We start from the raw sequence: 25,532 nt of genomic DNA, 5'->3' as shown, positions 1-25,532 counted from the left end.
GCGCGCCTGCTCGCGAAGAGGCCATCACAGGCTCGGCAAAAGCTGCGCCGGCACCAACTCGGTCAAACACCGCGACGCCAGCAATTGCGTCGCCGCATTGATGTCCGGTGCAAAGAAGCGGTCCTTCTCATAGAACGGCACTTGCTTGCGCAAAATCGCCCGCGCCTGTTCCAGCTTCGGCGAGGTCTTCAGACCGTTGCGCAGATCCAGGCCCTGCACCGCCGCCAGCCATTCCACAGCGAGAATGCCGCGAGTGTTCTCGGCCATTTCCCACAGACGCTTGCCGGCGGCCGGGGCCATCGATACGTGGTCTTCCTGGTTGGCCGAGGTCGGCAGGCTGTCCACTGAATGCGGGTGGGACAACGCCTTGTTTTCGCTGGCCAACGCCGCTGCGGTCACCTGGGCGATCATGAAACCGGAGTTCACCCCGCCATTGGCGACGAGGAACGGCGGCAGTTGCGACATGTGTTTGTCCATCATCAGCGAGATGCGCCGCTCGCTCAGCGAGCCGATTTCAGCGATGGCCAATGCCATGTTGTCAGCGGCCATCGCCACCGGTTCGGCGTGGAAGTTACCGCCGGAAATCACGTCGCCTTCAGCGGCGAAGACCAAGGGGTTGTCGGAAACAGCGTTGGCTTCCACCGCCAGCACTTCAGCGGCCTGGCGGAACTGGGTCAGGCAAGCGCCCATGACCTGCGGCTGGCAGCGCAGCGAGTACGGGTCCTGGACCTTGTCGCAGTTCTGGTGCGAGGCGGAAACTTCGCTGCGCTCGCCGAGCAGATCGCGATAAGCCGCAGCGGCGTCGATCTGCCCTTTCTGCCCACGCGCGGCATGAATGCGCACGTCGAACGGCGAGCGCGAACCGAGCACAGCTTCTACGGTGAGACTGCCGAGCGCCAGGGCACCGGCAAACAGATCTTCGCCTTCGAATAAACCGCGCAGCGCGAACGCTGTGGAAACCTGAGTACCGTTGAGCAGAGCCAGACCTTCTTTAGCCGCTAACGTCAGCGGCGTCAGGCCGGCGACTTTCAGTGCTTCGGTGGCTTCAAGCCATTCGCCCTTGTAACGCGCCTTGCCCTCGCCCAGCAGCACCAGCGACATGTGCGCCAAAGGCGCCAGATCGCCCGACGCACCGACCGAACCTTTCAACGGAATGTGCGGATAGACCTGGGCATTGATCAGCGCAATCAGCGCATCGATCACCTGTCGACGAATCCCGGAAAAACCCCGGCTGAGGCTGTTGACCTTGAGCACCATGATCAGCCGCACCAACTCATCGCTGATCGGCTGGCCGACGCCGGCAGCGTGCGAGAGCACCAGCGAACGCTGCAGGTTTTCCAGGTCTTCGCTGGCGATGCGCGTCGAGGCCAGCAGGCCGAAACCGGTGTTGATGCCGTAGGCGGTGCGGTTCTCGGCGAGGATCTGCTCGACACAGGCGACGCTGGCTTCGATCTGCGCGCTGGCGCTGTTGTCGAGGGTCAGTGTGATCGGGTTCTGGTAGACGTCACGCAGTTGGGCCAGGCTCAGTTGGCCGGGGATCAGGTTCAGCGCAGTCATTAAAATGCTCCTTTTGAGAGTTTGTTATTAACTACCAGTCGCTCCGGAGCATTCCGTTATCCGTCGCCTCCCGTCTTTTGGACGATCCGCGCCTTGGCACGCTGGTATGGGCAGTTGTCAGTGCAAATTCGGTAAAACGTCGTGCGGCAGATTCGGGTCTTTCAAGACGCTTGCAGCGGCAGCAATATCCGGCGCCAGCCAGCGGTCCTGATCGTAGGCCGGGACCGTTTCGCGCAGCAGGCGCCAGGCGACGTCAGTGCCGGCGCCGAAGCGTTGTTCCTTGAGAAATTCCAGTGCCTGCGCCGCCAGCAGGTACTCGATGGCGAGGATCTGTGTGCAGTTTTCCAGCGCGCGGTGCAGCTTCAGCGCGGCGTTGGTGCCCATGCTCAGATGGTCTTCCTGCAGGCCCGAGGTGATGTAGTTGTCGAGTACCGCCGGTTGCGCCAATTGGCGGTTTTCCGCACACAGCGAGGCGGCGACGTATTGCACGATCATCATCCCCGAGTTCACCCCGGGATTGGCCACCAGAAACGCCGGCAAGCCGCTGACGTGCGGATTGACCAAACGGTCGAGACGGCGCTCGGCGATCGAGCCGATTTCGGCCATGGCAATCGCCAGCAGATCGGCAGCCATCGCCACGGATTGACCGTGCGGGTTGGCCTGCGACATCACCCGGAAATTGTCCGGTGTGCCCAGCAGTAACGGGTTGTCGGTGCAGCCGTTGAGTTCGGCTTCGACCTGTTTGATCGCGTGCTCCAGTTGATCACGCGCGGCGCCGTGCACTTGCGGGATCGAACGAATGCTCAACGCATCCTGAGTACGAATGCCTTTGCTCGCGGCGATCACTTCGCTGCCATCGAGCAAGGCGCGCAGGTTGTTGCCGACCTGCTGCATGCCCGGATGCGGTTTGAGCGCAATGATCTCGGCATCGAACGCATCGATCTGGCCGCGCTGGGCTTCGAAACTCATCGCACCAATGACATCGGCCCATTGCAGCAGCCGCGTAGCATCGGCAATCGCCAGGCAACTGAGGCCGGTCATGCACGGCGTGCCGTTGACCAGACACAAACCGTCCTTCGCACCTAACTGCACAGGCTTCAGGCCTTCCTCTGCCAACGCCTGCTGCGCCGCAATGATCTGCCCGCGATAGCTGACATTGCCCACGCCGAGCAGCGCGATGCCGATGTGCGCCATGTGCGTCAGGTAACCCACCGAACCCTGCGACGGCACTTGCGGGGTGATGCCGCGATTGAGCAGCGCCAGCAACCCTTCGACCACGCGCCGATGCAAGCCGGATTTGCCGTGGCTGTAGTTGTGGATCGCGGCGCAGATGATGGCGCGGGTCTGTTCATCGCTGAGCACCGGGCCGACACCGCAGGCATGGCTGAGCAAGGTATTGCGCGAGAGTTGGCTGAGCTGTTCGTCCTGCAGCGAGACGTTCGACAGACCACCCAGACCGGTGTTGACGCCATAGGCCCGCTCGCCGCTGGCAACGATGCGCTGGACGATGGCCTGAGCGTTGTCGATGCGCGCCCAGGTGTCGCTGGACAGTTCCAGCGGCGCACCGTGACGGGCAACGGCGACCACGTCCTGCCAACGCAGAGGCGCACCGGTGATGATGATTTTTTCAGCCTGGGACATCTTTAACCTCAACCTTGATATTGATGCAGCTTCACCGGCCCTATCGCTGGCAAGCCAGCTCCCACAGGGTTTGTGTGAGCACTGATCACTTTGTGGGAGCTGGCTTGCCAGCGATGGGGCCAGTCAGTGCACTGCATAATTCAGATCACACCACCGCCGCCCGCCGCTGCACAAACCGGTCGACATACTCATCGGCGGGTGAATGCAGGATCTCTCTCGGCGTGCCCACTTGAATCAACCGGCCATCCTTGAGAATCGCGATGCGATTGCCGATGCGCACGGCTTCGTCGAGGTCGTGGGTGATGAAGACGATGGTCTTGTGCAGGGTCTTCTGCAGTTCCAGCAACTGGTCCTGCATCTCGGCGCGGATCAACGGATCCAGCGCACTGAATGCTTCATCCATGAGGATGATGTCGGTGTCCGCCGCCAATGCACGAGCGAGGCCGACGCGCTGACGCATGCCGCCGGAGAGCTGGTGCGGGTATTTGTTTTCGTAGCCTTTGAGGCCGACGGTGTTGATCCAGTGCAGCGCGCGCTCGGCGCAGACCTGCTTGCTCTCGCCGCGCACTTTCAGGCCGTAGGCGACGTTATCAAGCACGGTCTTGTGCGGCAGCAGGCCAAAGCTCTGGAACACCATGCTGATCTTGTGTCGACGAAATTCGCGCAGGGCGTCCATGTCGTACTGCAGGATGTCCTCGCCATCGACCAGAATCGCCCCGCTGGTGGGGTCGATCAGGCGATTGAAGTGGCGCACCAGGGTGGATTTGCCGGAACCGGACAGGCCCATGATCACGAAGATTTCACCGGTGCCGATACTCAGCGACAAGTCGTTCACGCCGACCACGCAACCGGTTTCGTTGAGCACCTGATCCTTGCTCTTGCCCTGGCCGACCATGGCCAGCGCATCCTTGGCGCGGTTGCCGAAAATCTTGAAGACGTTGCGCACTTCGATCTTGCTCACGCTTGCATTGCTCATTTGCTCACCTCATGGCGTGGCCGACCGTACGCTTGAGTGATGCGGTCGATGACCACCGCGAGAATCACGATCGCCAGCCCCGCCTCGAGACCACGGCCGACGTTGAGGGTCTGAATGCCCACCAGCACGTCCTCACCGAGGCCACGGGCGCCGATCATCGAGGCGATCACCACCATCGACAGGGCCATCATCGTGGTCTGGTTGATCCCGGCCATGATGCTCGGCAGCGCCAGCGGCAGTTGCACGCCAAACAGTTGCTGCCAGCGGTTGGCGCCGAAAGCGTTGATCGCCTCCATCACTTCACCGTCAACCTGACGAATACCGAGGTCGGTCAGGCGAATCAGCGGTGGTGCGGCGTAGATCACCGTGGCGAAAATCGCCGGGACCTTGCCCAGACCGAACAGCATCAGCACCGGAATCAGATAAACGAAACTCGGCATGGTCTGCATGATGTCGAGCAGCGGCATCAGCACCGAACGCAGGCGGTTGCTGCGCGCCGAGAGGATCCCCAGCGGAATGCCGATCAGCACCGAAATAATCGTCGCGACCATCATCAGCGCCAGGGTCTGCATCAGCTTGTCCCAGAGGCCGACCGCACCCACCAGAAACAACAAACCGACAATCACGGCGGTGGTCACCACTTTGCGCGTGGCGTGCCAGGCGATCACGCCGACAATCGCCAGCATCAGCCACCACGGCGCCGCACGCAGCAAACCTTCGAGACTGACGATGGCCCAGAGCAGCGTGTCGGAGATATGCCGGAATACGTCGCCGTAATTGGTCACCAGCGAATCGACCCAACCGTTGACCCAGTCGGCGATGGAAAAGGTAAAGCTTTCGGGAAACATAAGGGACTCTCAATCAAGGGGTTGCGATCAAGCGTCCGGCTGCCATGGCTGGCAGCCGGGGAAACCTGACCTACAAGGCCGCGTCGATTTTCTTGGCTGCGTCGTCGCTCACCCATGCGTGCCAGACTTCAGGATGTTCCTTGAGGAAGATTTTCGCCAGTTTTGCCGATTCGATACGTTCCTTGGCCATGCGCCCGAGGTTCTGGTTGAGCAGGTCGATCGGCAGGTTGACCTTTTCCAGCACGGCGACCAGTTCCGGGGCTTGGTCGTGGAAGGTTTTCGACAGGCCGACCTTGATGCTCACGGTCTTGACGACGCCGGGTTTCTCTTCCAGTTTGACCGCATCGATCTGGCCCATCAGTGGCGTTGGCGACCAGTAGTAGAAGAGGATCGGCTCGCCCCGCTTGTAACTCGACAGCACCGCTGCATCCAGCGCAGGGCCGGTGCCCGGGCGGAAGTTGGTGTAGCTGTTTTCGAGGCCGTAGCTCTTGAGCATTTCGCTGTTGTCGAGTTCGCAGGTCCAGCCGGCCGGGCAATTGTAGAAGCGGCCCTTGGACGGCTCTTCGGCGTCCTTGAACACAGCGGAGTATTTGCCCAGGTCAGCGATGTTTTTCAGGTCCGGGGCTTTCGCCTCGAGCTTGCGCTTGGCGTCGCCTTCGATCACGTAACGCGGCACGTACCAGCCTTCAACCGCGCCGACGACCGGAGCGCCGACACCGACGACCTTGCCGGCCTTCTCGGCCTTGTTCCAGACCTCGCTGCGGCCAACCCACTCTTCGGCGAACACTTGAATGTCGTTGCTGCTCAGGGCGTTTTCCATGGTGATGGAGTTGCCCGGCAGGCTGTCGGTCTTGCAGCCGTAACCTTTCTCCAGCACCACCTGCAGTACGTCGGTCAGGAGCATGCCGCTTTCCCAGTTCAGGCCGGCGAATTTCACCGGTTTGCCCGATTCGCACCAGCCGGCGGCTTGCGTCGCACCGGCACTGGCCAACAGGCCCATGGACAGCAATGTGGTCAGCAGGGTCTTGTTCGATTTCATTGTCGTGACGCTCCTAATCATGAATGGGCTTACGGCAGTTCAAGAGGCATCCAGCCTGGTCCACGTCCAGATCAGGCCTGCGCCGCAGCGCGACCGGCCCCGCTCGTTTTTGCTTGTTGGGTGCTGTTCTGCTCGACCGGCAGAATCAGTTGATCAGGCACGGTGCTGTGCCATTTCTTTGCGCAGAGGTAATACACGGCGGCCGGCAACACCAGGCCGATGATCCAGGAAATGTCCACATCGCCCAGAGCTGCCACCAGCGGCCCGGTGTAGAACTTGGTCGAGATGAACGGCAACTGCACCAGTACGCCGAACACATAGACGCTGATGCCGAGCAGGTTCCAGCGGCCGTAGCGACCGTTCGGATCGGCCAGCGCCGGGACGTCGTAGCGCTCGCGGGTGATGCAGTAGTAGTCGACCAGATTGATCGCGCTCCACGGGGTGAAGAAGGCGAGCAGAAACAGGATGAACGACTTGAACGCACCGAGGAACGAGTGCTGCCCGAGCAGCGCAATCAGTGTCGCCGCGCCGACGATGAACAGCACGAACACCAGCCGCTGCATGCGGGTAACCGTCAGGTGTCCTTTGAACCCGCTGATGACGGTGGCGATGCACATGAAGCTGCCGTAGGAGTTCAGCGTCGAAATGGTCACTTTGCCGAACGCGATGCTGAAGTACAGCAGCGCTGCGGTGGCGCCGGTACCGCCTAAACCGACGATGTAGGCGACTTCATGGCCAGCGAATTGACCGTTGGCCGAAGCGGCGGCAAACACACCGAGGATCATCGCCACCTGTGCGCCGATCACCGACCCTGCGCCAGCGGCGAAAAAGGTTTTTACCGACGAAGTGGCGCTCGGCAGGTAGCGCGAGTAGTCCGCCACATACGGGCCAAAAGCGATCTGCCAGGACGCCGCCAGCGACACTGCCAGGAGGAAACTGCTCCAGCTGAAATGACGAATCTGCAGGAGTGCGCCGACGTCGGTCTGGCTCATCAGCCGCCAGAACAGAAACACGAAAGCGATCACGCCAATCACGCTGGCGACGCGGCCGATCCAGTGGATCACGCGATAGCCGAGCACCGTGACCAGCACGATGACACTGGCGAAAATCAGGATGCCTACGCTGTCGCTGACACCGAACAACTGACCCAGCGCCTGTCCCGACAGCACCGTCCCGGTGGCAGTGAAACCCAGGTACATCAGGCACACCAGCACGATCGGAATTGCCGCCCCATAAACGCCGAATTGCACACGACTGGAGATCATCTGCGGCAAGCCCAGTTTCGGCCCTTGCGCGGCATGCAGCGCCATCACGCCACCGCCGAGCAACTGGCCGATCAACAGACCGATCAGCGACCAGAACACATCACCGCCAAGCACCACCGCCAGGGCCCCGGTGACGATCGCAGTGATCTGCAGGTTGGCGCCCATCCACAGGGTGAACTGGCTGAACAGACGACCGTGTCTTTCCGCTTCCGGGATGTAGTCGATCGAACGCCTTTCGATCAACGGGGTACTGCCTGCACGTTCGTTGTTAACCGCCATGATTCAACCTCTGTGGATTGCTATTCGGGTTCACTGAAATTCCTCTGTGGGAGCGAGCCTGCTCGCGAATCGGGTGTATCAGTCACAGCAGTAGCGACTGACACGACGCCTTCGCGAGCAGGCTCGCTCCCACTTAAAACCAGAGCGTGTTACCCGCCAGTGATCATCGGCAGATTCAGCCCCTGCTCTTTCGCGCAATCGATCGCAATCTGATAACCGGCATCGGCATGGCGCATGACGCCAGTCGCCGGGTCGTTATGCAGCACACGAGCAATGCGCTCGGCGGCTTCGTCAGTACCGTCGCAGACGATCACCATCCCCGAATGCTGCGAGAAGCCCATGCCGACCCCGCCGCCGTGGTGCAAGGAGACCCAGGTCGCGCCGCTCGCGGTGTTCAGCAGTGCGTTGAGCAGCGGCCAGTCGGACACGGCGTCGGAGCCGTCCTGCATCGATTCGGTTTCGCGGTTGGGACTGGCGACCGAGCCGGAGTCGAGATGGTCGCGACCGATCACCACCGGGGCCGACAGCTCGCCGCTACGGACCATTTCGTTGAAGGCCAGACCGAGCTTGGCGCGCTGGCCCAGGCCGACCCAGCAGATACGTGCCGGCAGACCCTGGAAGCTGATGCGCTCGCGGGCCATGTCCAGCCAGTTGTGCAAGTGCGCGTCGTCGGGGATCAGCTCTTTGACCTTGGCGTCGGTTTTGTAGATGTCCTGCGGATCACCCGACAGCGCCGCCCAACGGAACGGGCCGATGCCACGGCAGAACAGCGGACGGATGTAGGCCGGTACGAAGCCTGGGAAATCAAAGGCGTTCTCGACACCTTCTTCCTGAGCCATCTGGCGGATGTTGTTGCCGTAGTCGAAGGTCGGAATGCCTTGCTTCTGGAACTCCAGCATGGCTTTGACGTGCACCGCCATCGACTGCTTGGCGGCTTTGATCACGGCTGCCGGTTCGGTCTTGGCGCGGGCGCGGTATTCGTCCCAGCTCCAGCCGGCCGGCAGGTAGCCGTTGAGCGGATCGTGGGCGCTGGTCTGATCGGTGACCATGTCCGGGCGCACGCCGCGCTTTACCAGTTCAGGGAGAATTTCGGCAGCGTTGCCGAGCAGCGCGATGGAAATCGCTTTGCCCTCTTTGGTGTATTTGTCGATGCGCGCCAGGGCGTCGTCGAGGTCTTTGGCTTGCTCGTCGACGTAACGGCTTTTCAGGCGGAAATCGATGCTGACCTGCTGGCATTCGATATTCAGCGAGCAGGCGCCGGCCAGGGTGGCGGCCAGCGGTTGCGCGCCGCCCATGCCACCGAGGCCGGCGGTGAGCACCCAGCGACCCTTGAGGTCAGCGTTGTAATGCTGGCGCCCGGCTTCGACGAAGGTTTCGTAGGTGCCCTGAACGATGCCCTGGCTGCCGATGTAGATCCAGCTGCCGGCAGTCATCTGGCCGTACATGGCCAGGCCTTTGGCGTCGAGTTCGTTGAAGTGCTCCCAGCTCGCCCAGTGCGGCACCAGATTGGAGTTGGCGATCAGCACGCGCGGTGCGTTGGCGTGGGTCTTGAACACGCCGACCGGTTTACCCGACTGCACCAGCAGGGTTTCGTCGTCGTTCAGGTTGGTCAGGCTCTCGACGATCTTGTCGTAGCACTCCCAGTTGCGCGCGGCGCGACCGATGCCACCGTAGACCACCAGTTCCTTCGGGTTCTCGGCAACTTCCGGGTCGAGGTTGTTCATCAGCATGCGCAGCGGAGCTTCGGTCAGCCAGCTCTTGGCGGTCAGCGTGTTACCGCGTGCGGCGCGGATCTGCACGTCACGAAACTTGTTGCTGTTCTGGGTATTGTCAGTCACGAAAAAGACTCCTCAGCGATCAATTCAAACCAACCCTGGCAGTGGGCAGCAGCCTGCGCGCCTCGATGCGCGACAAGCGAATCAGTGGACGCTGCGGGGAGTCTCGACCGACTCATACGCATACGTCTTTACTTGTACATACAAGCATATGCAATCAAGCGGCCAACTTGTGGGAGGAGCGTTCAGGAAAAATCGCGAGCGAGGCTGGAGAGCGCCTGAATCGAGGGTTCTGGCGTGGATGAAATTTTTCCGGAAGGAGATTCTGGGGAGATGCAGCTGGGCCAGGTGAGCGCGGTTTTGCGCCACGCTGGGGCGTTCGGTAACAAGTTGGTGCGTGGTTGGGAACACCCCAAAAGCAAAAAATCGCAGCCTTCGGCAGCTCCTACACTGGGTTTGATGTACACCCTGTAGGAGCTGCCGAAGGCTGCGATCTTTTAAGATTTCTGAATCAGCGTCCAGTCAGTTCAATGACGCAGCAACCCGCATTGGTGGAGACTTCGGCCAGACCGCTGTTACCGTCCAGTTGCAGGCAATCATGTCGCCCCAACTGCGAAACACTGTCACCGATCCGGACTTCCAGCAACTCACTGACACTGAACACCAGCAACGTCGATGCCGAGCTGAAAAACCGCTGCTCACCGTCCAGCCACTGCAACCGCGCGCTGTAACGCTGCGGCGCGTAGATCAGATTGAAATCGCGAATTGCACCGCCGAGCAAGGTGCAGGACACCTGACTTTCGCCGCTGAACGCATACGGGTCGAGCGGTAACAGTGGGCGGGAATCGTCACCGTCGACGCACAGGGTCATGCCGTCGCCCTGCAACACGGTGATGACCCGCTGGAAACCGGCGAATGTCGAGAAAGCGCCCGATTCAGCGATGTCGGCAATCGATAGGCGCCAGCCAAAACCGTCCAGGCCTGCGCCCGCATCACGGGTAATTTCCTCGGTGCTGCCGCCGCCATTTTTCCACGGCATGCGCGGGTAGCCTTCGGCGCGTAAAATTTTCACTTGATAATTCATTTATGAAAGCGCCCTTCCAGACGATGGCGCGACCCCGGATGGATCAAACGCGCAGCGGTCACCGGCTGACGTCCCGACCACGTGCGGCGACGGATCAACAGACATGGCTCGCCCTTTTCGATCTGCAGTAACTTGCATTCCGACGGCTCGGCAAGAATCGCTTCGACCACGTGCTCGCCTTCGGTCAGCGGCGCGACCTGGTTGAGATAGGCATAGGGTGTTTGCAGGGTGAAATCCTGCTTGAGGTATTCCGGGGCTACCAGTGCGTTGACGAAACGGTCTTCGATTTGCACGGGGATGTCGTTTTCGTAATGCACGATCAGCGAGTGGAAGACTTTCTGGCCTTCGCGCATGTCCAGCGCCAGCGCGCGCTCGGAGCCGGCGGCCTCTTCTTCGAGGGTGATGACCTGGCAAGTGTGGCGATGGCCGCGCGAGGCGATTTCATCGGCGATGTTGTGTACTTCGAACAGCGCTGACTGGCTCTTCGGCTCGGCGACAAATGTGCCGACGCCTTGCATGCGCACCAACAAGCCGTCGGCGGTCATCTCGCGCAGGGCGCGGTTGATGGTCATGCGGCTGAAGCCGAGCTGGCTGACCAGTTCGCTTTCGGACGGCACGCGGTAGTGCGGCGGCCAGTTACCGCTGTCGATCTGCTGGGTGATCATCTGTTTGACGCGGGCGTACAAAGGCGCCGGACTGTCGCCCATGTTCGCGGCCAACGGAGAAACTGGAGGCGGAGTCGGCACGGTTGATCCCTGTTCATTGGATGAAAGTGACTAGCTTGCCGGAGTTTACCGGGCAGGCAAACGTCTGTATATGTATATACAAATAACACACGATGGGGTGCCGAACGATGTCCGCCTTCTTTGCCGAATGCGCACTGCTGCCTAACGGATGGGCCAATAATGTACGTCTCGAGGTCAGCGCCGATGGCCTGTTGACCCGGATCCAGGCCGATTCCAGCGCAGACGGCGCCGAACGGCTGCGCGGGCCGTTGCTGCCGGGAATGCCCAATCTGCACTCTCACGCCTTCCAGCGCGCCATGGCTGGATTGGCCGAAGTGGCCGGCAACCCCAACGACAGTTTCTGGACCTGGCGCGATCTGATGTATCGCCTCGTCGGAAAAATCAGCCCCGATCAGCTCGGCGTTATCGCTCGCCAGCTGTACATCGAAATGCTCAAGGCCGGTTATACCTCGGTCGCCGAATTTCACTACGTGCACCACGACAGCAACGGCCAGCCGTACGCCGATCCGGCCGAACTGGCCTTGTGCATCAGCCAGGCTGCCAGCGAAAGCGGAATCGGTCTGACCCTGCTGCCGGTGCTTTACAGTCATTCCGGTTTCGGTGGCCAGACGCCCAACGATGGCCAGCGTCGGTTTATCAACGGCACCGAGAATTACCTGAATCTGCAAGCGCGGTTGCAGCCACTACTGGCGCGGCAGAAGGCGCAGTCGCTGGGTCTGTGTTTCCACTCGTTGCGTGCGGTGACGCCGCAGCAAATCAGCGAAGTGTTGGCGGCCAGCGACAAACAATGCCCGGTGCACATCCATATCGCCGAGCAGCAGAAAGAAGTCGACGATTGCCTGAGCTGGAGCGGTCGTCGTCCGTTGCAATGGCTGTACGAGAACGCTGAAGTCGATCAGCGCTGGTGCCTGGTCCACGCCACCCACGCCAACCCGGAAGAAGTCACGCGGATGGCCAACAGTCGCGCAATCGCGGGGCTGTGTCTGACCACTGAAGCGAATCTGGGTGACGGGATTTTCCCGGCAGTAGATTTTCTCGCCCAAGGCGGGCGCATGGGCATCGGCTCCGACAGCCATGTCTCGCTGAGCGTAGTGGAAGAATTGCGCTGGCTGGAATATGGCCAGCGCCTGCGTGATCAGCGGCGCAATCGCTTGTACGGTGCGGACCAACCGATGGTCGGCCGCACGCTGTATGACGCGGCACTGGATGGCGGCGCCCAGGCATTGGGGCAACCGATTGGTGCGCTGGAAGTGGGCAAGCGCGCGGACTGGATTGTTCTGGACGGTAGCGATCCGTATCTGGCGACGGCTTCGGGGGACGGGATTCTCAATCGCTGGTTGTTTGCTGGCGGTGATCGACAGGTGCGCGATGTGCTGGTCAATGGTCAGTGGGTGGTGCGCGATGGACGGCATGCCGGCGAAGAGCACAGCGCTCGCGCATTCACCCAGGTCCTGCGCGATCTCCTGGGCTGACCCAAAACCAAACTGTGGGAGCGAGCCTGCTCGCGAACGCGGTGTATCAGTCAACATTCATATCGACTGACACACCCTCTTCGCGAGCAGGCTCGCTCCCACAGTTGATTTGTATCGAGGCTTAATTGGAGGTCTTGGCCATCTGCCGATCCGACGCGCGCCAGATCAGGCGTGTGGTGTCGTAACCCTGCTGACGCGCCTTGCTCAGCAATTCTTCACGCACTACACCGTTAACGGTTGGCGTGCGTGACAACAGCCACATGTACTTGCGACTCGGATCGCCGACGATGGCGGTCTTGTAATCGTCGCTGACGTACAACACCCAGTACTCGCCCTTCGCCACACCCGGCACCAGGCGCGAGAACCAGTTATCGAATTCGACCCAGAGCTTGTCGGTCTTGCCTGGCACTTGTGGATAAGCCGTGCCTTTGGCTTCTTCCCACTGCCACTCCGGGGTCAGGCAACGGTTGAGCACGCCGACGTTACCGTCAGGCTTGAGGGTGTAGTGGGCTTCGGATTGCGCGCAGTGGCGCTGAAAGAACATCGGCAAACGTGCCAGTTCATACCAGGTTCCCTGATAACGCTTGAGATTGACGCTGTTGACGGTCTTCGGCGCCAACGGGTCGACGCCGGAAGTGGCGCAGCCAGCCAGTACCAGGCCAGCAAAAAGGATCAGCAATAACCGCTTCATTTTTTTCTCCGTGGGCGCGAAGCCCCGGTTTACTTCAGGCCTTGGCCGGAAAACATCAGCACTTTGTCACCGGCGTATTGCACGCTGATAAAGCTGTTCTTGTCGCCCCAGGTGCAGCTGGACATACCGAGCGCGCCCGAGCAATCGGTGGGCTTGCCGAGGAGGGTTTCCACTTCGGACTTGGCCATGCCGGCCGAGAGCTTGGAGTAGTTTTCCTGATTGACCTTGCTGCATGCGGCCAACAGCACGCAAAACGACAGCAGGGCGATAGATCGCAGCGACATGGTGAAACTCCTGGAACGAGGGGGGATGGCATGGTGCCAACCAGAAGCTTAGAAGAGAAAAGTGTCATCTGGTTCCGTGCTCAATTGCCTATTTATCAGCCCGCCTGTCTGACTTTTGCCGATAAATCAGAAACTTTGTGAAGCTGTCGAGCATTTCGTCGACTTTCCCCACAAGCGCCTAATCTTTGGCGCGGCGCGGTCGAAATAAGAGCAGCGCAACGCTGCCGAATATGGCAAATTGCCGCCCTTTCTTGACCAGCCCCTTCGCGGTAGTTCATTCGATGACCAGAAACATGAAATTCAGCCACAAAATCCTGTTGGCTGCTGCCCTTGTGGTGGCCGTTGCGTTCGCCTGTTTCATCTTCTTCAACGACTATCGCCAGCGTCAGGCTTTGAGCAGCAGCACCGAAGCGACCATGCAGGAGCTGGGCAGCCTGACCACCAGCAACATCCAGACCTGGCTGGAAAGCCGCATTCAATTGCTGCAATCGCTGTCGCAGCAGGTCACAGTCGATGGCAACGCGCCCGCCAGCCTGAAGCGCATCATCGACCTGCCCGCCTACACCGGCAATTTCCAGCTCAGCTATTTCGGTGGCGCTGACGGCGTGATGTTCTCGGTGCCTGCCGGCAACCGTGCGCCGGACTACGATCCACGCGCGCGCGGCTGGTACAAAGCGGCCAACAGCGCACAACAGACCATCGTCACCGAACCGTACATCGCCGCCTCGTCGGGCAAACTGGTGATCACCGTCGCCACCCCGGTACAACGTCAGGGCCAGATGCTCGGCGTCGCCGGTGCCGACATTGATCTGACCAGCGTCAGCGCGATCATCAACTCGCTGAACTTCGGCGGCCACGGTCATGCGTTCATCGTCAGCGCCGAAGGCAAGATCCTCATCCACCCGGACAGCAAACTGGTGCTCAAAACGCTGGCCGAGGCCTATCCGAACGGCGCGCCTCAAGTCAGTCCGGGCCTGAAAGAAGTCGAGTTCGGCGGCAAGACCCAGTTGATTTCCTTTACTCGCGTCAACGGCGTGCCTTCGGCTGACTGGTACGTGGCGCTGGTCCTCGACAAAGACACCGCGTTCTCGATGCTCAGCGAATTCCGCACCTCGGCACTGATCGCCATGGTCATCGCCGTACTAATCATCATCGGCCTGCTCGGCATGCTGATTCGCGTGCTGATGCAACCGCTGCTGACCATGGGCCGCGCGATGCATGACATCGCTGAAGGCGAAGGCGACCTGACCAAGCGCCTGGTGATTCACGGCAACGATGAATTCGGCGCGCTGGGCACTTCGTTCAACCGCTTCGTCGAGCGCATTCATACGTCGATCCGCGAAGTATCCTCGGCCACCGGCCAGGTCAACGAAGTCGCCCTGCGTGTGGTCGCTGCCTCGAACTCGTCGATGTACAACTCCGACCAGCAAGCCAGCCGCACCAACAGCGTCGCCGCTGCGATCAATCAGCTTGGTGCCGCCGCCCAGGAAATCGCCCAGAACGCCGCCCTCGCCTCGCAACATTCCAGTGACGCGCGCAACCTGGCGGTCGATGGCCAGCAGGTCGTGGATAAAACCATTCAGGCCATGCAGCAACTGTCGGCAAAAATCAGCGACTCCTGCGGCAACATCGAAACGCTGAACAGCAACACGGTGAACATCGGCCAGATTCTCGAGGTGATCACCAGCATTTCCCAGCAGACCAACCTGCTCGCGCTCAACGCCGCCATCGAGGCTGCACGCGCCGGTGAAGCCGGACGCGGTTTCGCCGTGGTCGCCGACGAGGTGCGCAACCTCGCGCACCGCACCCAGGATTCGGCGCAGCAAGTGCAGAAGATGATCGAAGAGTTGCAGGTCGGCGCACGCCAGGCGGTGACCATCATGACCGAGAGCCAGCGCGAGAGCGAAAGCAGCGTCGGCATCGCCAACCAGGCCGGCGAGCGTCTGGGCAGCGTGACCCAGCGCATCGGCGAAATCGACGGCATGAACCAGTCGGTAGCCACCGCGACCGAAGAGCAGACCGCCGTGGTCGAGTCAATCAACGTTGATATCAACGAGATCAACACGCTGAATCAGGAGGGTGTGGAAAACTTGCAGGCGACGTTGCGCGCGTGTTCGGACCTTGAGCAGCAGGCGGCACGGTTGAAGCATCTCGTCGGCAGCTTCAGGATTTAAGCTGCGGCCTCAGGCCTCTTCGCGAGCAGGCTCGCTCCCACAGTGGAATGCATTTCAATTGTGGGAGCGAGCCTGCTCGCGAAAGCGGCATGAGCCGCACTGAAGATTCAGAATCTTGAGCCGGGCCTGGACAGGAACTCCAATTCCTCAGACGTAGACTCCCGCCCCAACACCGCATTGCGATGCGGAAACCTTCCAAACCGCGCAATCACGTTCTGATGCCGCTCGGCATAATCCAGATTGTCGGCAAACACCGCCCGCTCCGACTCTGGCTGTTCAGCCACCAACCCAATAAATCTGGAAACGGCTTCGTTCTGCACTGCGAGGTTTTCGCAGTGTTCGAATACCAGATAAATGAATACCCGCTGAATCGGTTTCAACTGCCGATCGAAATCCGCTGCAATGCCTTGCGCGACAAGCTTCTGCGCACGCAGATCACCGGAAAAGGCTTTGGGAGTGTCGCGATAGATCATGCGCGGCAGTTGATCGAGCAACAGCACCACCGCCAGCCAACCTTCGGGACATTGCGTCCACTCGGTCAATTCACCGGCCAGCGCCTGATCGACAAAGACCCCGAAACGCGTCTGCGCTTCGAGGTCTTGGCTGTTTCGCTTACCGAACCACAACTTGCCCTTTTCGGCCGCTACTGCGTTGGCTGATTCGGCGTGTCCGAACCACCAGTCGAGCAACGGCTGCCAGGGCGCGTGCATGGTTTATTCCTTGTGGTAGGCCGTGGCGCGAGCGACTTCTTCTTTCGAACCAAGGAACACGGCAACGCGCTGGTGCAGGCCTTCGGGCTGAATGTCGAGAATGCGCTGGTGACCATCGGTGGACGCGCCGCCGGCCTGTTCGACGAGGAACGACATCGGGTTGGCTTCGTACATCAGGCGCAGCTTGCCCGGTTTCGACGGCTCACGGCTGTCGCGCGGATACATGAACAGACCGCCACGGGTCAGAATGCGGTGTACGTCGGCAACCATCGCCGCGACCCAACGCATGTTGTAGTTTTTCTTCAACGGGCCTTCTTCACCGGCCAGCAGCTCGCCGACATAGCGCTGTACCGGGGCTTCCCAGTGGCGCTGGTTGGACATGTTGATGGCGAATTCCTGAGTGGTCTCCGGAATGGTGATGTCTTCGTGAGTCAGGACGAAGCTGCCCATTTCGCGGTCCAGGGTAAAACCTTTGACGCCATCGCCCAAGGTCAGTACCAGCATGGTTTGCGGGCCGTAGATCGCGTAACCGGCGGCAACCTGTTGGGTGCCTGGCTGCAGGAACGCTTTTTCGTTCAGCGGCTCGTTCTGGCTCAGGTATTCGTTCGGGCAACGCAGTACCGAGAAGATCGTGCCGACCGGGGCGTTGATGTCGATGTTCGACGAGCCGTCCAGTGGGTCGAATACCAGCAGGTATGCGCCTTTCGGGTATTTACCGGGGATCTGGTAGGCGTTGTCCATTTCTTCGGACGCCATGCCGGCCAGGTGACCGCCCCATTCGTTGGCTTCGAGGAGGATTTCGTTCGACAGCACGTCGAGCTTCTTCTGCACTTCGCCTTGCACGTTCTCGGTGCCCATGCTGCCCAGAACACCACCCAGGGCGCCTTTGGATACGGCGTGGCTGATCTCCTTGCAGGCACGCGCCACCACTTCGATCAAAAAGCGCAGATCGGCAGGAGTGTTGTTGCTGCGGGTCTGCTCAATCAAATAGCGACTCAAGGTAACGCGGGACATGGACGGCTCCGGTGGAATGGGGGGCGGAAAACCCGCGCAGTTTACAGGGAGTCTGAAAACCTAGCGAGCGAAGACGCCGGCTAACGTGCGCCTGGGTGTATTTGCCTGTATGAGACGTGATTGTCGGTGGAGAGTTCAGGTGTCGGATTGAGCGTAGTTCGGTTCAGCATGACCGGTTGAGGATTTTCAGTGTCTGCCCGGGCGCTTTCGCGAGCAGGCTCGCTCCCACAATGGAATGCATTTCAACTGTGGGAGCGAGCCTGCTCGCGAATGGCGCGCAGCGCCGGCCATGCTCAGGTATTGGCAGGCGGCTTGCGCAACAGGCTGAACGCCATGGCTGCGAGAAACACCACACTGAGCAGCAACACCGCCCACAAGCCGAACTTCTTCCAGTTCGTCCCGGCCACCGCCGCCGTCGTCGCCGTCGAGGTCTGCGTGGCCAGCGCTTCGCCCTGCACCGTCGCCTTGCCGAGGCTCGCCAGCTTCTCTGGCTTGAAATCCGGAATCAACGTTGCCAGCGGCAGGTTCGCCGTTTTCACCGTGGCATTGCCCAAGGCCAGGCTGTACGGCCCGTCGCCCCGGGCGAGGAAGATCACCTGCGTGGCGCGCACCGCATATTTCAGGTCCGGCGCCTGCTCACCCAACCCGCCGCCGCGCTCATCCACGGTCAGCTTGAGTTGCTGCACGGTCTGCCCGGACAGCGGGATTTCGTTCTGCACCACATCCTGATTGTTCTGGGTCAGGCGATAGAGCAAACCGCTGCTCAGTGGCTGCCACGGCAAGTTGCTTTCACGTCGCCCAGCCAACGTGACCGGCGCCAGACTGTTCGGCTGTTTCAGCTCAACCTGCACCCGCTCGACATTCAGACCCATGGGCAACTGCCAGGTGTATTCCCCGGACTTGGTGCTGCTGCCGGCCACGCTTGGCGACCAGACCAAAGGCAGCGGCAGGTTGCGCGGGTCGCTGCTTTTCAATTGCGCCGACGTCAGGACGGGCGCCGACCCCGGCGACTCCCACAACAGGCGCACATAACGCGCGGTCTGCCCCGGCAGGCTCACTTCGTGCTGTTCGATGCGCTCATCGGAAAAGGTCAAGCGTGCCACCTGGCCCTCGCCCCATGACTGCCAGTGCTGCAGATCGTCGCTGGCCTCGATGCTGAAACGCTGGAATCCGTCGCGCTCGCTGGTCCAGTCGAGGATCAACTGTTGCAACGGCGCCTTGATCGCACTGGCATCGAGCAGCCAGCCGCGCAGCACTTCTTCGCCCGCTTCCAGTTGCGAGGACGGCTGCACTTCGACCAGGGTGCCATTGGAGGTCGACTGCACGCGTACATTCGGCGCGCGCTCGCTGGCGTCGGCGGCGTTGTACAGCGGGAACCACTTCACTTCGTGCAGCTTGCCGTCGTCGCGGGTCTGTGCCGATTCGCGAGCCAAGGCGTAGGCCTGCGCTTCGCCGGCGGCGTTGAACACACGCAAATCGCTGAGATCGGTCTGGCGCGCCTGCAATTGCGCGCTCAGCGGCAGGTCGAGGCGATACCACGGGCCGTTGCCGCTCACCGTCAACGGCACTTGCGTGGCGAAGTCCGCCGGTTTTTCCTGAGCGCCAGCGACCATCACCACGCCCAGCGCCAACCACCCCAGATTCAGCATGCGACTCAAGATGCAACTCCTTCGGTTTCCGGCGCGGGTTTGTCCGCCGCCGGTTCAGCCTCAACGCGTTTCGGTGGCAGCGGCGCAAAGTAGCCGACCACCAGCAGCAACACACCGACGCCGATAAACGAGACGATCCGGGCGAGACCGCCACGGTTGCTCAGTTCGACAAAAATCAGTTTGGCCACCACCAGCGCAATCAGCGCCGCGCCGATCAGCCACACTTCGCGGCGATGGCGCAGATGGCCGCCGATCATCAGCCCCAGCGCCATCAACGTCCAGACGATGGACAGGCCGGCCTGCACCAGCATCGACGCGAGCAGTTGATCGAGCTCGAACGGAATGCCGGCCCAGTGATGCGCCGCGCGGGTGACCAGTGCGGTGCAGAAGGCAAACAGCGACACACCGGCAATCAGTTGCGTGGCGTGGTCGGCGTAGTCCTGGCGGATCGACAACTGAGCAACCGCGCTGCGCGACCAGACATAAACGCCGAACAGCGCAAACAGCAGACCCAACTCCAAAGGATTAAGCAGCGGCACGTAAGGCAACGGTTCGGCATTGCCATCGCTTACGCCATTGGCCAGCCAGAACCACGCCAGCATCAGCACCGCCAGCGGTGCCGCCGCATACAAGCGGTACTCGCGGGCAAACGCGGCCACCGGCCACGGCCACGTACGTGGAGCAGCCATCAGCAACAGATAGAGGCTCGGCAGAATCGCCCAGCCCAGCCAGCGCCAGGCATTGTACTGCTCGGACAACAGCAGCAGGCCGTAACGCAACTCCAGCGCCAGCACGCCAATCAGCAGCGAGCAACCGAGCACATGGGCCACGCTCAATGCGCGCGCCGGCAACATCGACGCCAAGCGGCGCAGGCTGAAGAAGTGCACCGCGAACAGCGCCGGCCACGCCAGCCAGCCGAAGTCGGCAGCCGGGTGATAGCGTGCATGCCACGCTCCGAGCAAGACCAGCGCCGCCGCCGGAATCAGCAAAGTGCAGAGCAAACCCAGCGCCGGCCATCTCAGGCGCAACGACAACACCGTCCACAGCGCCCCACTGATCGCAGCGACCAGCAGCAACAACGTGCCTTGCAGGTCCGGCGAGGCGAAACGCAGGATTTCGCTGACCCACGCCAGCGTCCACCAACCAGCGCCCCAGACCAGCAGCACTTGCGACAAGCGCTGCAAACTCAAGGCATCAAAAGCACTGGCATGGTTGCCCAGTTGCAAGCGCCACGCACCGATCAGCGCGGCCAGCCCCAGCACCAGCGGCGTCCAGAAGCCACCGTGGGCAAACGGTGTCAGCCCTTCACTGGACAGCGGCCCGAGCCATTCGGGGCCGGCGAGCAGAAACGCTGCGCCGCCGATCACCTGCAACAGCAGACCGAAAACGAAACTCAGACGCTGTTGCAGGTACAGGCTCAGCCAAATGATCAGCAAACCGCTGGCCGCCCACACTGCACTCGCGGTTTGCCACGGCAGCACGAACAGCACCGCCAGATTGATCAGCACCAGCCCGGCCAGCAAGATCACCGATAAGCCACGCAGCAAACGCACATCCGCGCGCACCATCTCATCGCGAGCCGCGAGCAGCATGCCGCCGATCAAGGCCAGCCCGATCAGCGACGCACTGAGCAAACCGCTCCAACCGGCGCTGAACACCGCCGCCGCGTCTTCGTCGGCACTTTGCAGGCGCAACAGGAACAACGCGCCGCCCAGCAACTGCACGGCGAACGCGGTAAACAGGAATGTGCGCGATTGAATTCGCAAGCCAACCAACAAGGTCGCCAACCCGGCCAAGGCCCAACTGATCGCCGTGCCCTGGATGAACAGGAACAACGGTGCCAGCAGATACAGGAAAGTCAGGCCCAGACATGCCAGCACTGGAAGCCCCTGGCGTTCCCACGGCGATGTCTGCTCAGGCGTAGCCTTGCGCAGTTGAAGGAAACTGAACAGCAGCGCGGCGCCGAGCATCAGCGCGCCCAGCGGTGCGCCGTCGAGCAGGCTGCTCTCGCCGGGCTGCAATTGGCTGAGAAACGCCAGCGCCGAACCCAGTTGCAACAACAAGGCAAAAGCCCGGGCGAACGGCCGATGCTGACGTAAACCAAGCCAGAAAATCCCTGCGCCTTCAACGGCCCACGCCGCAGAAGTCCAGCGCGCATCGAGCCCCAGCGGAATCGCCAGGCTGGCAAAAATCACCCCCAGCGCCAGGCAGGTTTCCCCCAGCAGCATCGCGCGCCCGCCCATCAAAACTCTAGCCAGCGCCATATAGATCATGCCCAGCGCCAAGGCACTGAACGCCGCCGCAAATTCGAGATGCTGGACCAAAGCAAACTGCAAACCGAAGCCAATGATCGGCGGGCCGAACAGCATGGTGCCGTCGACGTAATCGCCCTTGCGGGCCGACCATTGCAGCAGCGCCTCACGGTCAGCGTCCGCCGGAGCATCCTGCAGGTCGCGCAATTTGCGTCGGGCGAAGAGCAGGCCGATGGCGAGGTACATGAGGAAAAACAAAATCAGGAACGGCTCGGTGCTCCACAGCAGTTCCGGCGTGTACGAACGCAGGCCCCAGGCGAACCCGATACCGAAGGTGCCGACGAAGCCGATGAGGTTGAGCAGGCGCCAGGCCTTGAACCAGGCGATAGCAAGAATGCCCGCGTTGAGCAGAGCGAAATAGCTGAACAGCGCTACATGATTTCCCTCGCCGGTAGAGGTGAGAATCGGCGCGGCGAAACCGCCGAGTGCCGCCGCTGCCGCCAACCCCAGCGCGTCCTGGGTGATCGCCAGAATTGCCGAGAACACCGTGACGGCCACCAGCAGGCCGAGTGCGGCGGATGGATCAAGCAACGGATGCAGACGCATCGCCGCGAACACCGTCAGGTACAGCACTGCGATCCCGGTGCCTTGCAGCATCAATGCATAGTTGCTGTTGCGTCGGCGCAGCCACCAGCCCAGCGCCAGCAAGGCCAACGCTGCTGCCGCAACGCCGGCGTAACGCAACTCGATCGGCACCACCATGCCTTCGGTGGCGTAACGCAGCAAAAATGCCAGGCCGAAGAACAGCAGTACTACACCGACGCGCAGAACAGTGTTGCCGCCAAACAGCCAATTGCGCGCAGCGCTGATGCCGCGTTCGATCAGGTTCGGGCCTCGGGGTTCGGCAGGTTTTTGTGCGGGTGCAACAAGAGCCGGTTCGGCGCGCCAGACATTGGCCGGCAGGGGTTGACTGGTTTCGCGGGCGACGGCGGAGATGGGTTCGAGGTCGGGCGGCAGTTCCCAGATCAGCTCAGGGGTCGGGGCAGCCTGCTCAGCCACGTCGACGGGTGCGGCGACCGGCTCGACTTCAGGTGGCGGTGGTGGCGCATGCGAGGGCGACCCCTCCAGCACGAACAAGCGCTGAGCCACTCCTTGCAAGGCTTCACGCACCTGCTCCAGTTGGCGCTGTTGCTCCGCCGCCTGCGAGCCAAGACGCGCGATGCGCAGCATCTGGCCGATGACCAGCCCCAGCAGCGCACCCAACAGCGCGCCACTGAACGACTCGTCGAGCAGTCCACCGAGCACCAGCCCGATCAACATGAACATCCATTGCATGGTCGATATCCCTGAGCGCAAAGGCCAATCCGGGAAGATTAGCGCAGCCTGTCGCAAAAAGATCGCAGCCTGCGGCAGCTCCTACAAAGGTTTATGCGAACACCTGTGTAGGAGCTGCCGAAGGCTGCGATCTTTTCCGGCGCGCGATTATATCGAGCCGAGTGGAAAGTTACTCCAGCGCTTTCCAGATATCCGTGGCGTACTCGCGAATCGTCCGGTCCGAGGAGAACCAGCCCATTCGCGAGGTGTTGAGCACCGCCGAACGCCACCAGTTCTGCGAGTCATGCCAATGCGCATCGACACGCTTCTGCGCTTCCCAGTAGGAGTCGAAGTCGGCGCAGACCAGGAAGCGGTCATAGTCGATCAACGAGTCGATCAGGCCGGTGTAACGCGAGGTGTCGTCCGGCGAGAACACACCGCTGCGAATCGCTTGCAGCACATCGTTCAAACGATGCGAGGCGGCGATGTCGGGTACGGCGCTGAATTCATGGTTCTGTTTGCGCGCTTCAACCTGTTGCGCGCTGAGGCCGAAAATGAACATGTGCTCGGCACCGATGCGCTCGCACATTTCTACGTTGGCACCGTCAAGGGTACCGATGGTCAGCGCGCCGTTGAGGCCGAACTTCATGTTACTGGTGCCTGACGCCTCGAAACCGGCGGTGGAAATCTGCTCGGACAAGTCCGCCGCCGGGATGATGCTTTCAGCCAGGCTGACGTTGTAATTGGGCAGGAACACCACTTTCAGCAGGCCGCGCACGGTTGGGTCGTTGTTCACCACCCGAGCGATGTCGTTGGTCAGCTTGATGATCAGCTTGGCCTGGTGATAACTCGCCGCCGCTTTACCGGCGAAGATCTTCACCCGTGGCACCCAGTCGACTTCCGGCTCGGCACGAATCGCTTGGTACAACGCCACGGTGTGCATCAGGTTGAGCAACTGACGCTTGTATTCGTGGATACGTTTGACCTGCACGTCGAACATCGCCGCCGGGTTGACCGCGATCCCGAGGCGCTCGTGAATCAGATAGGCCAGCGCCTTCTTGCTGTGCAGACGCTGCTCGGCGAAGGCTTTGCGGAACGCGGTTTTCTCGGCGAACGGTTCGAGTTCGAGCAGACGCTCTTCGGGATGATCGAGCACGTCCGGGCCGAGAGCGTCGATCAGCATCGAGGTCAGTTCAGGGTTGGCCTGATACAGCCAGCGGCGGAAAGTGATGCCGTTGGTTTTGTTGTTGATCCGCTCCGGGTAGAGCTTGTGCAGTTCGGCAAATACGGTCTTGCGCATCAACTGTGTATGCAGACCCGACACACCGTTGACGCTGTGCGAACCGAGAAACGCAAGGTTGCCCATGCGCACCCGGCGACCGTTGTCTTCTTCGATCAGCGACACCGCGCGCAATACGTCGAAGTCGTGAATGCCCTTGGCTCGCAGCGAATCGATGTGCTGCGCGTTGATCAGATAGATGATCTGCATGTGCCGTGGCAGCATGCGCTCCATCAGCCCGACCGGCCAGGTTTCCAGCGCTTCCGGCAGCAGCGTGTGGTTGGTGTACGACAGCGTGTCGACGGTGACTTGCCACGCCGCGTCCCATGCGACGTCGTAGACATCGACGAGTTGGCGCATCAGTTCGGCCACCGCGATTGACGGGTGAGTGTCATTGAGCTGGATCGCCGCGTGGTCACCCAGGGTCAGCACCGAGGTGTGCATGTTGCGGTGACGGCGCAGCAGATCCTGCAGCGAAGCGGCGACGAAGAAGTATTCCTGGCGCAGACGCAGCTCTTGCCCGGCTTCGGTGCTGTCTGCCGGGTAGAGGACGCGGGAGATACTTTCGGCGCGGGCCACTTCCGCCACGGCGCCCAGGTGGTCACCGGCGTTGAAGCGCTCCAGGTGCAGGTCTTCCATGGCGCGGGCACGCCACAGACGCAAGGTATTGACGCTCGCCCCGCGCCAGCCGACTACCGGCGTGTCGTAGGCAATCGCGCGCACGGTTTCGGCCGGCGACCAGACCTGACGAGTCTTGCCCGAGGCATCGGTGACGGTTTCGACGCTGCCGCCGAAGCCGATCGGGTACACCACCTCCGGCCGTTCGAATTCCCACGGGTTGCCGAAATCCAGCCAGTGTTCGGTCTGTTCCTGTTGCCAGCCATCGACGATCGCCTGACGGAACAAGCCGTGCTCATAACGAATGCCATAGCCATGGCCGGCGATGCCGAGGGTCGACATGCTTTCCATGAAGCACGCCGCGAGACGACCGAGGCCGCCGTTGCCCAAGGCCGCGTCGGGCTCCAGCAGGCGGATACGCTCCAGATCGACGCCCAGTTCGGTCAGCGCTTCACGGGCGACGTCGAGCAGGCCCAGGTTGCTCAGGCTGTCGTAGAGCAAACGGCCGATGAGAAACTCCAGCGAGAGGTAATAAACCCGCTTCTGGCCTTTGCGATAGATCTGTCGGGTGTGGTCCATCCAGTGTTCGACCATGTGATCACGCGCAGCCAGGGCAATGGCTTCAAACCAGTCATGGTCGAAGGCGTGATCGGGGTCTTTGCCCACGGCGTAGGTGAGTTTGGTCAGGACGGCGTCGCGGAACGCGGCCACCTCTGCTTCGCGAACTAGTGGTTCTTGAGTCATCAACAGGACCTCGAGCGAGCGGGAATTTTCTGAGCCTAGACGGTCTGACCGGCGGTAACGGCTCTGGTTCGGCAGTATTTGCGCGGACTGTGCGCCAGTCCGACATAACCTTGGCGGATGA

The 25,532-nt window shown here is 61.3% G+C and carries 18 protein-coding genes; 2 read left to right on the top strand and 16 right to left on the bottom strand.

The window, feature by feature from the left end; translation table 11 throughout:
* Positions 1 to 24: 24 nt before the first annotated feature.
* The 9 genes from hutH (AC4IHP_RS10010) to hutC all read right to left on the bottom strand — a co-directional run bounded on the left by hutH (AC4IHP_RS10010) (position 25) and on the right by hutC (position 11,171).
* The gene (gene hutH / locus AC4IHP_RS10010; protein WP_490831598.1) at positions 25 to 1,557 is read right to left on the bottom strand and encodes a histidine ammonia-lyase; all 1,533 of its coding nucleotides are present in this window, start codon (positions 1,555 to 1,557) and stop codon (positions 25 to 27) included.
* A gap of 117 nt (positions 1,558 to 1,674) precedes the next feature.
* Positions 1,675 to 3,198, bottom strand: coding sequence for a histidine ammonia-lyase (gene hutH, locus AC4IHP_RS10005; RefSeq protein ID WP_490831597.1), 1,524 nt, complete (start codon positions 3,196 to 3,198; stop codon positions 1,675 to 1,677).
* Between the two features lie 145 nt (positions 3,199 to 3,343).
* Entirely contained in the window at positions 3,344 to 4,174 is an 831-nt protein-coding gene (locus tag AC4IHP_RS10000; protein WP_016772086.1) for a quaternary amine ABC transporter ATP-binding protein, read from the bottom strand.
* Positions 4,171 to 5,022 (bottom strand): ABC transporter permease, encoded by an 852-nt coding sequence (locus AC4IHP_RS09995; protein WP_016772087.1) that lies wholly within the window; start codon positions 5,020 to 5,022, stop codon positions 4,171 to 4,173. Before AC4IHP_RS09995 ends, AC4IHP_RS10000 begins: the two co-directional genes overlap by 4 nt.
* Before the next feature lie 70 nt (positions 5,023 to 5,092).
* Entirely contained in the window at positions 5,093 to 6,061 is a 969-nt protein-coding gene (locus AC4IHP_RS09990; RefSeq protein WP_490831596.1) for an ABC transporter substrate-binding protein, read from the bottom strand.
* Between the two features lie 71 nt (positions 6,062 to 6,132).
* A complete protein-coding gene (locus AC4IHP_RS09985) occupies positions 6,133 to 7,605 on the bottom strand; it encodes a purine-cytosine permease family protein (RefSeq protein ID WP_490831595.1) in 1,473 nt (490 codons plus the stop codon).
* A 149-nt stretch (positions 7,606 to 7,754) separates the two neighbouring features.
* On the bottom strand, positions 7,755 to 9,443 hold the full coding sequence (gene hutU / locus AC4IHP_RS09980) for a urocanate hydratase (RefSeq protein WP_434767432.1): 1,689 nt from the start codon (positions 9,441 to 9,443) through the stop codon (positions 7,755 to 7,757).
* Positions 9,444 to 9,891: 448 nt separating this feature from the next.
* Positions 9,892 to 10,464 (bottom strand): HutD/Ves family protein, encoded by a 573-nt coding sequence (locus AC4IHP_RS09975; RefSeq protein WP_490831594.1) that lies wholly within the window; start codon positions 10,462 to 10,464, stop codon positions 9,892 to 9,894.
* Positions 10,461 to 11,171, bottom strand: a complete 711-nt coding sequence (hutC, locus tag AC4IHP_RS09970) for a histidine utilization transcriptional repressor HutC (RefSeq protein WP_162803449.1) — start codon at positions 11,169 to 11,171, stop codon at positions 10,461 to 10,463. The genes AC4IHP_RS09975 and hutC overlap by 4 nt, the downstream gene beginning before the upstream one ends.
* A gap of 146 nt (positions 11,172 to 11,317) precedes the next feature.
* Here hutC and AC4IHP_RS09965 point away from each other — a divergent pair, with 146 nt between their 5' ends.
* Complete coding sequence (locus AC4IHP_RS09965; protein ID WP_490831593.1) at positions 11,318 to 12,682, top strand: formimidoylglutamate deiminase; 1,365 nt, start codon at positions 11,318 to 11,320, stop codon at positions 12,680 to 12,682.
* A 121-nt stretch (positions 12,683 to 12,803) separates the two neighbouring features.
* Here AC4IHP_RS09965 and AC4IHP_RS09960 read toward each other — a convergent pair whose 3' ends face one another.
* Positions 12,804 to 13,373, bottom strand: coding sequence for a lipocalin family protein (locus tag AC4IHP_RS09960; RefSeq protein WP_460123097.1), 570 nt, complete (start codon positions 13,371 to 13,373; stop codon positions 12,804 to 12,806).
* Positions 13,374 to 13,402: 29 nt separating this feature from the next.
* Positions 13,403 to 13,657 carry a hypothetical protein gene (locus tag AC4IHP_RS09955; protein ID WP_016772095.1) on the bottom strand — a complete coding sequence of 85 codons (255 nt, stop codon included), beginning with the start codon at positions 13,655 to 13,657 and terminating at the stop codon, positions 13,403 to 13,405.
* Positions 13,658 to 13,938: 281 nt separating this feature from the next.
* Here AC4IHP_RS09955 and AC4IHP_RS09950 point away from each other — a divergent pair, with 281 nt between their 5' ends.
* Complete coding sequence (locus tag AC4IHP_RS09950; RefSeq protein ID WP_490831592.1) at positions 13,939 to 15,831, top strand: methyl-accepting chemotaxis protein; 1,893 nt, start codon at positions 13,939 to 13,941, stop codon at positions 15,829 to 15,831.
* 107 nt (positions 15,832 to 15,938) lie between these two features.
* Here the strand turns inward: AC4IHP_RS09950 and AC4IHP_RS09945 are convergent, their stop codons facing one another.
* The 5 genes from AC4IHP_RS09945 to AC4IHP_RS09925 form a co-directional block, all read right to left on the bottom strand.
* Complete coding sequence (locus tag AC4IHP_RS09945) at positions 15,939 to 16,541, bottom strand: DUF924 family protein (RefSeq protein ID WP_460123091.1); 603 nt, start codon at positions 16,539 to 16,541, stop codon at positions 15,939 to 15,941.
* Positions 16,542 to 16,544: 3 nt separating this feature from the next.
* The gene (locus AC4IHP_RS09940; RefSeq protein WP_039756611.1) at positions 16,545 to 17,555 is read right to left on the bottom strand and encodes a class 1 fructose-bisphosphatase; all 1,011 of its coding nucleotides are present in this window, start codon (positions 17,553 to 17,555) and stop codon (positions 16,545 to 16,547) included.
* A gap of 293 nt (positions 17,556 to 17,848) precedes the next feature.
* Entirely contained in the window at positions 17,849 to 19,213 is a 1,365-nt protein-coding gene (locus tag AC4IHP_RS09935; RefSeq protein ID WP_490831591.1) for a DUF3999 domain-containing protein, read from the bottom strand.
* The gene (locus AC4IHP_RS09930) at positions 19,210 to 22,791 is read right to left on the bottom strand and encodes a DUF2339 domain-containing protein (RefSeq protein ID WP_490831590.1); all 3,582 of its coding nucleotides are present in this window, start codon (positions 22,789 to 22,791) and stop codon (positions 19,210 to 19,212) included. Before AC4IHP_RS09930 ends, AC4IHP_RS09935 begins: the two co-directional genes overlap by 4 nt.
* Before the next feature lie 169 nt (positions 22,792 to 22,960).
* Entirely contained in the window at positions 22,961 to 25,411 is a 2,451-nt protein-coding gene (locus AC4IHP_RS09925; RefSeq protein WP_366300833.1) for a glycogen/starch/alpha-glucan phosphorylase, read from the bottom strand.
* Between the last annotated feature and the right edge of the window lie 121 nt (positions 25,412 to 25,532).

It is taken from the genome of Pseudomonas sp. UF-293, from assembly GCF_058245595.1.
This window is presented reverse-complemented; position numbering and strand designations above follow the sequence as displayed.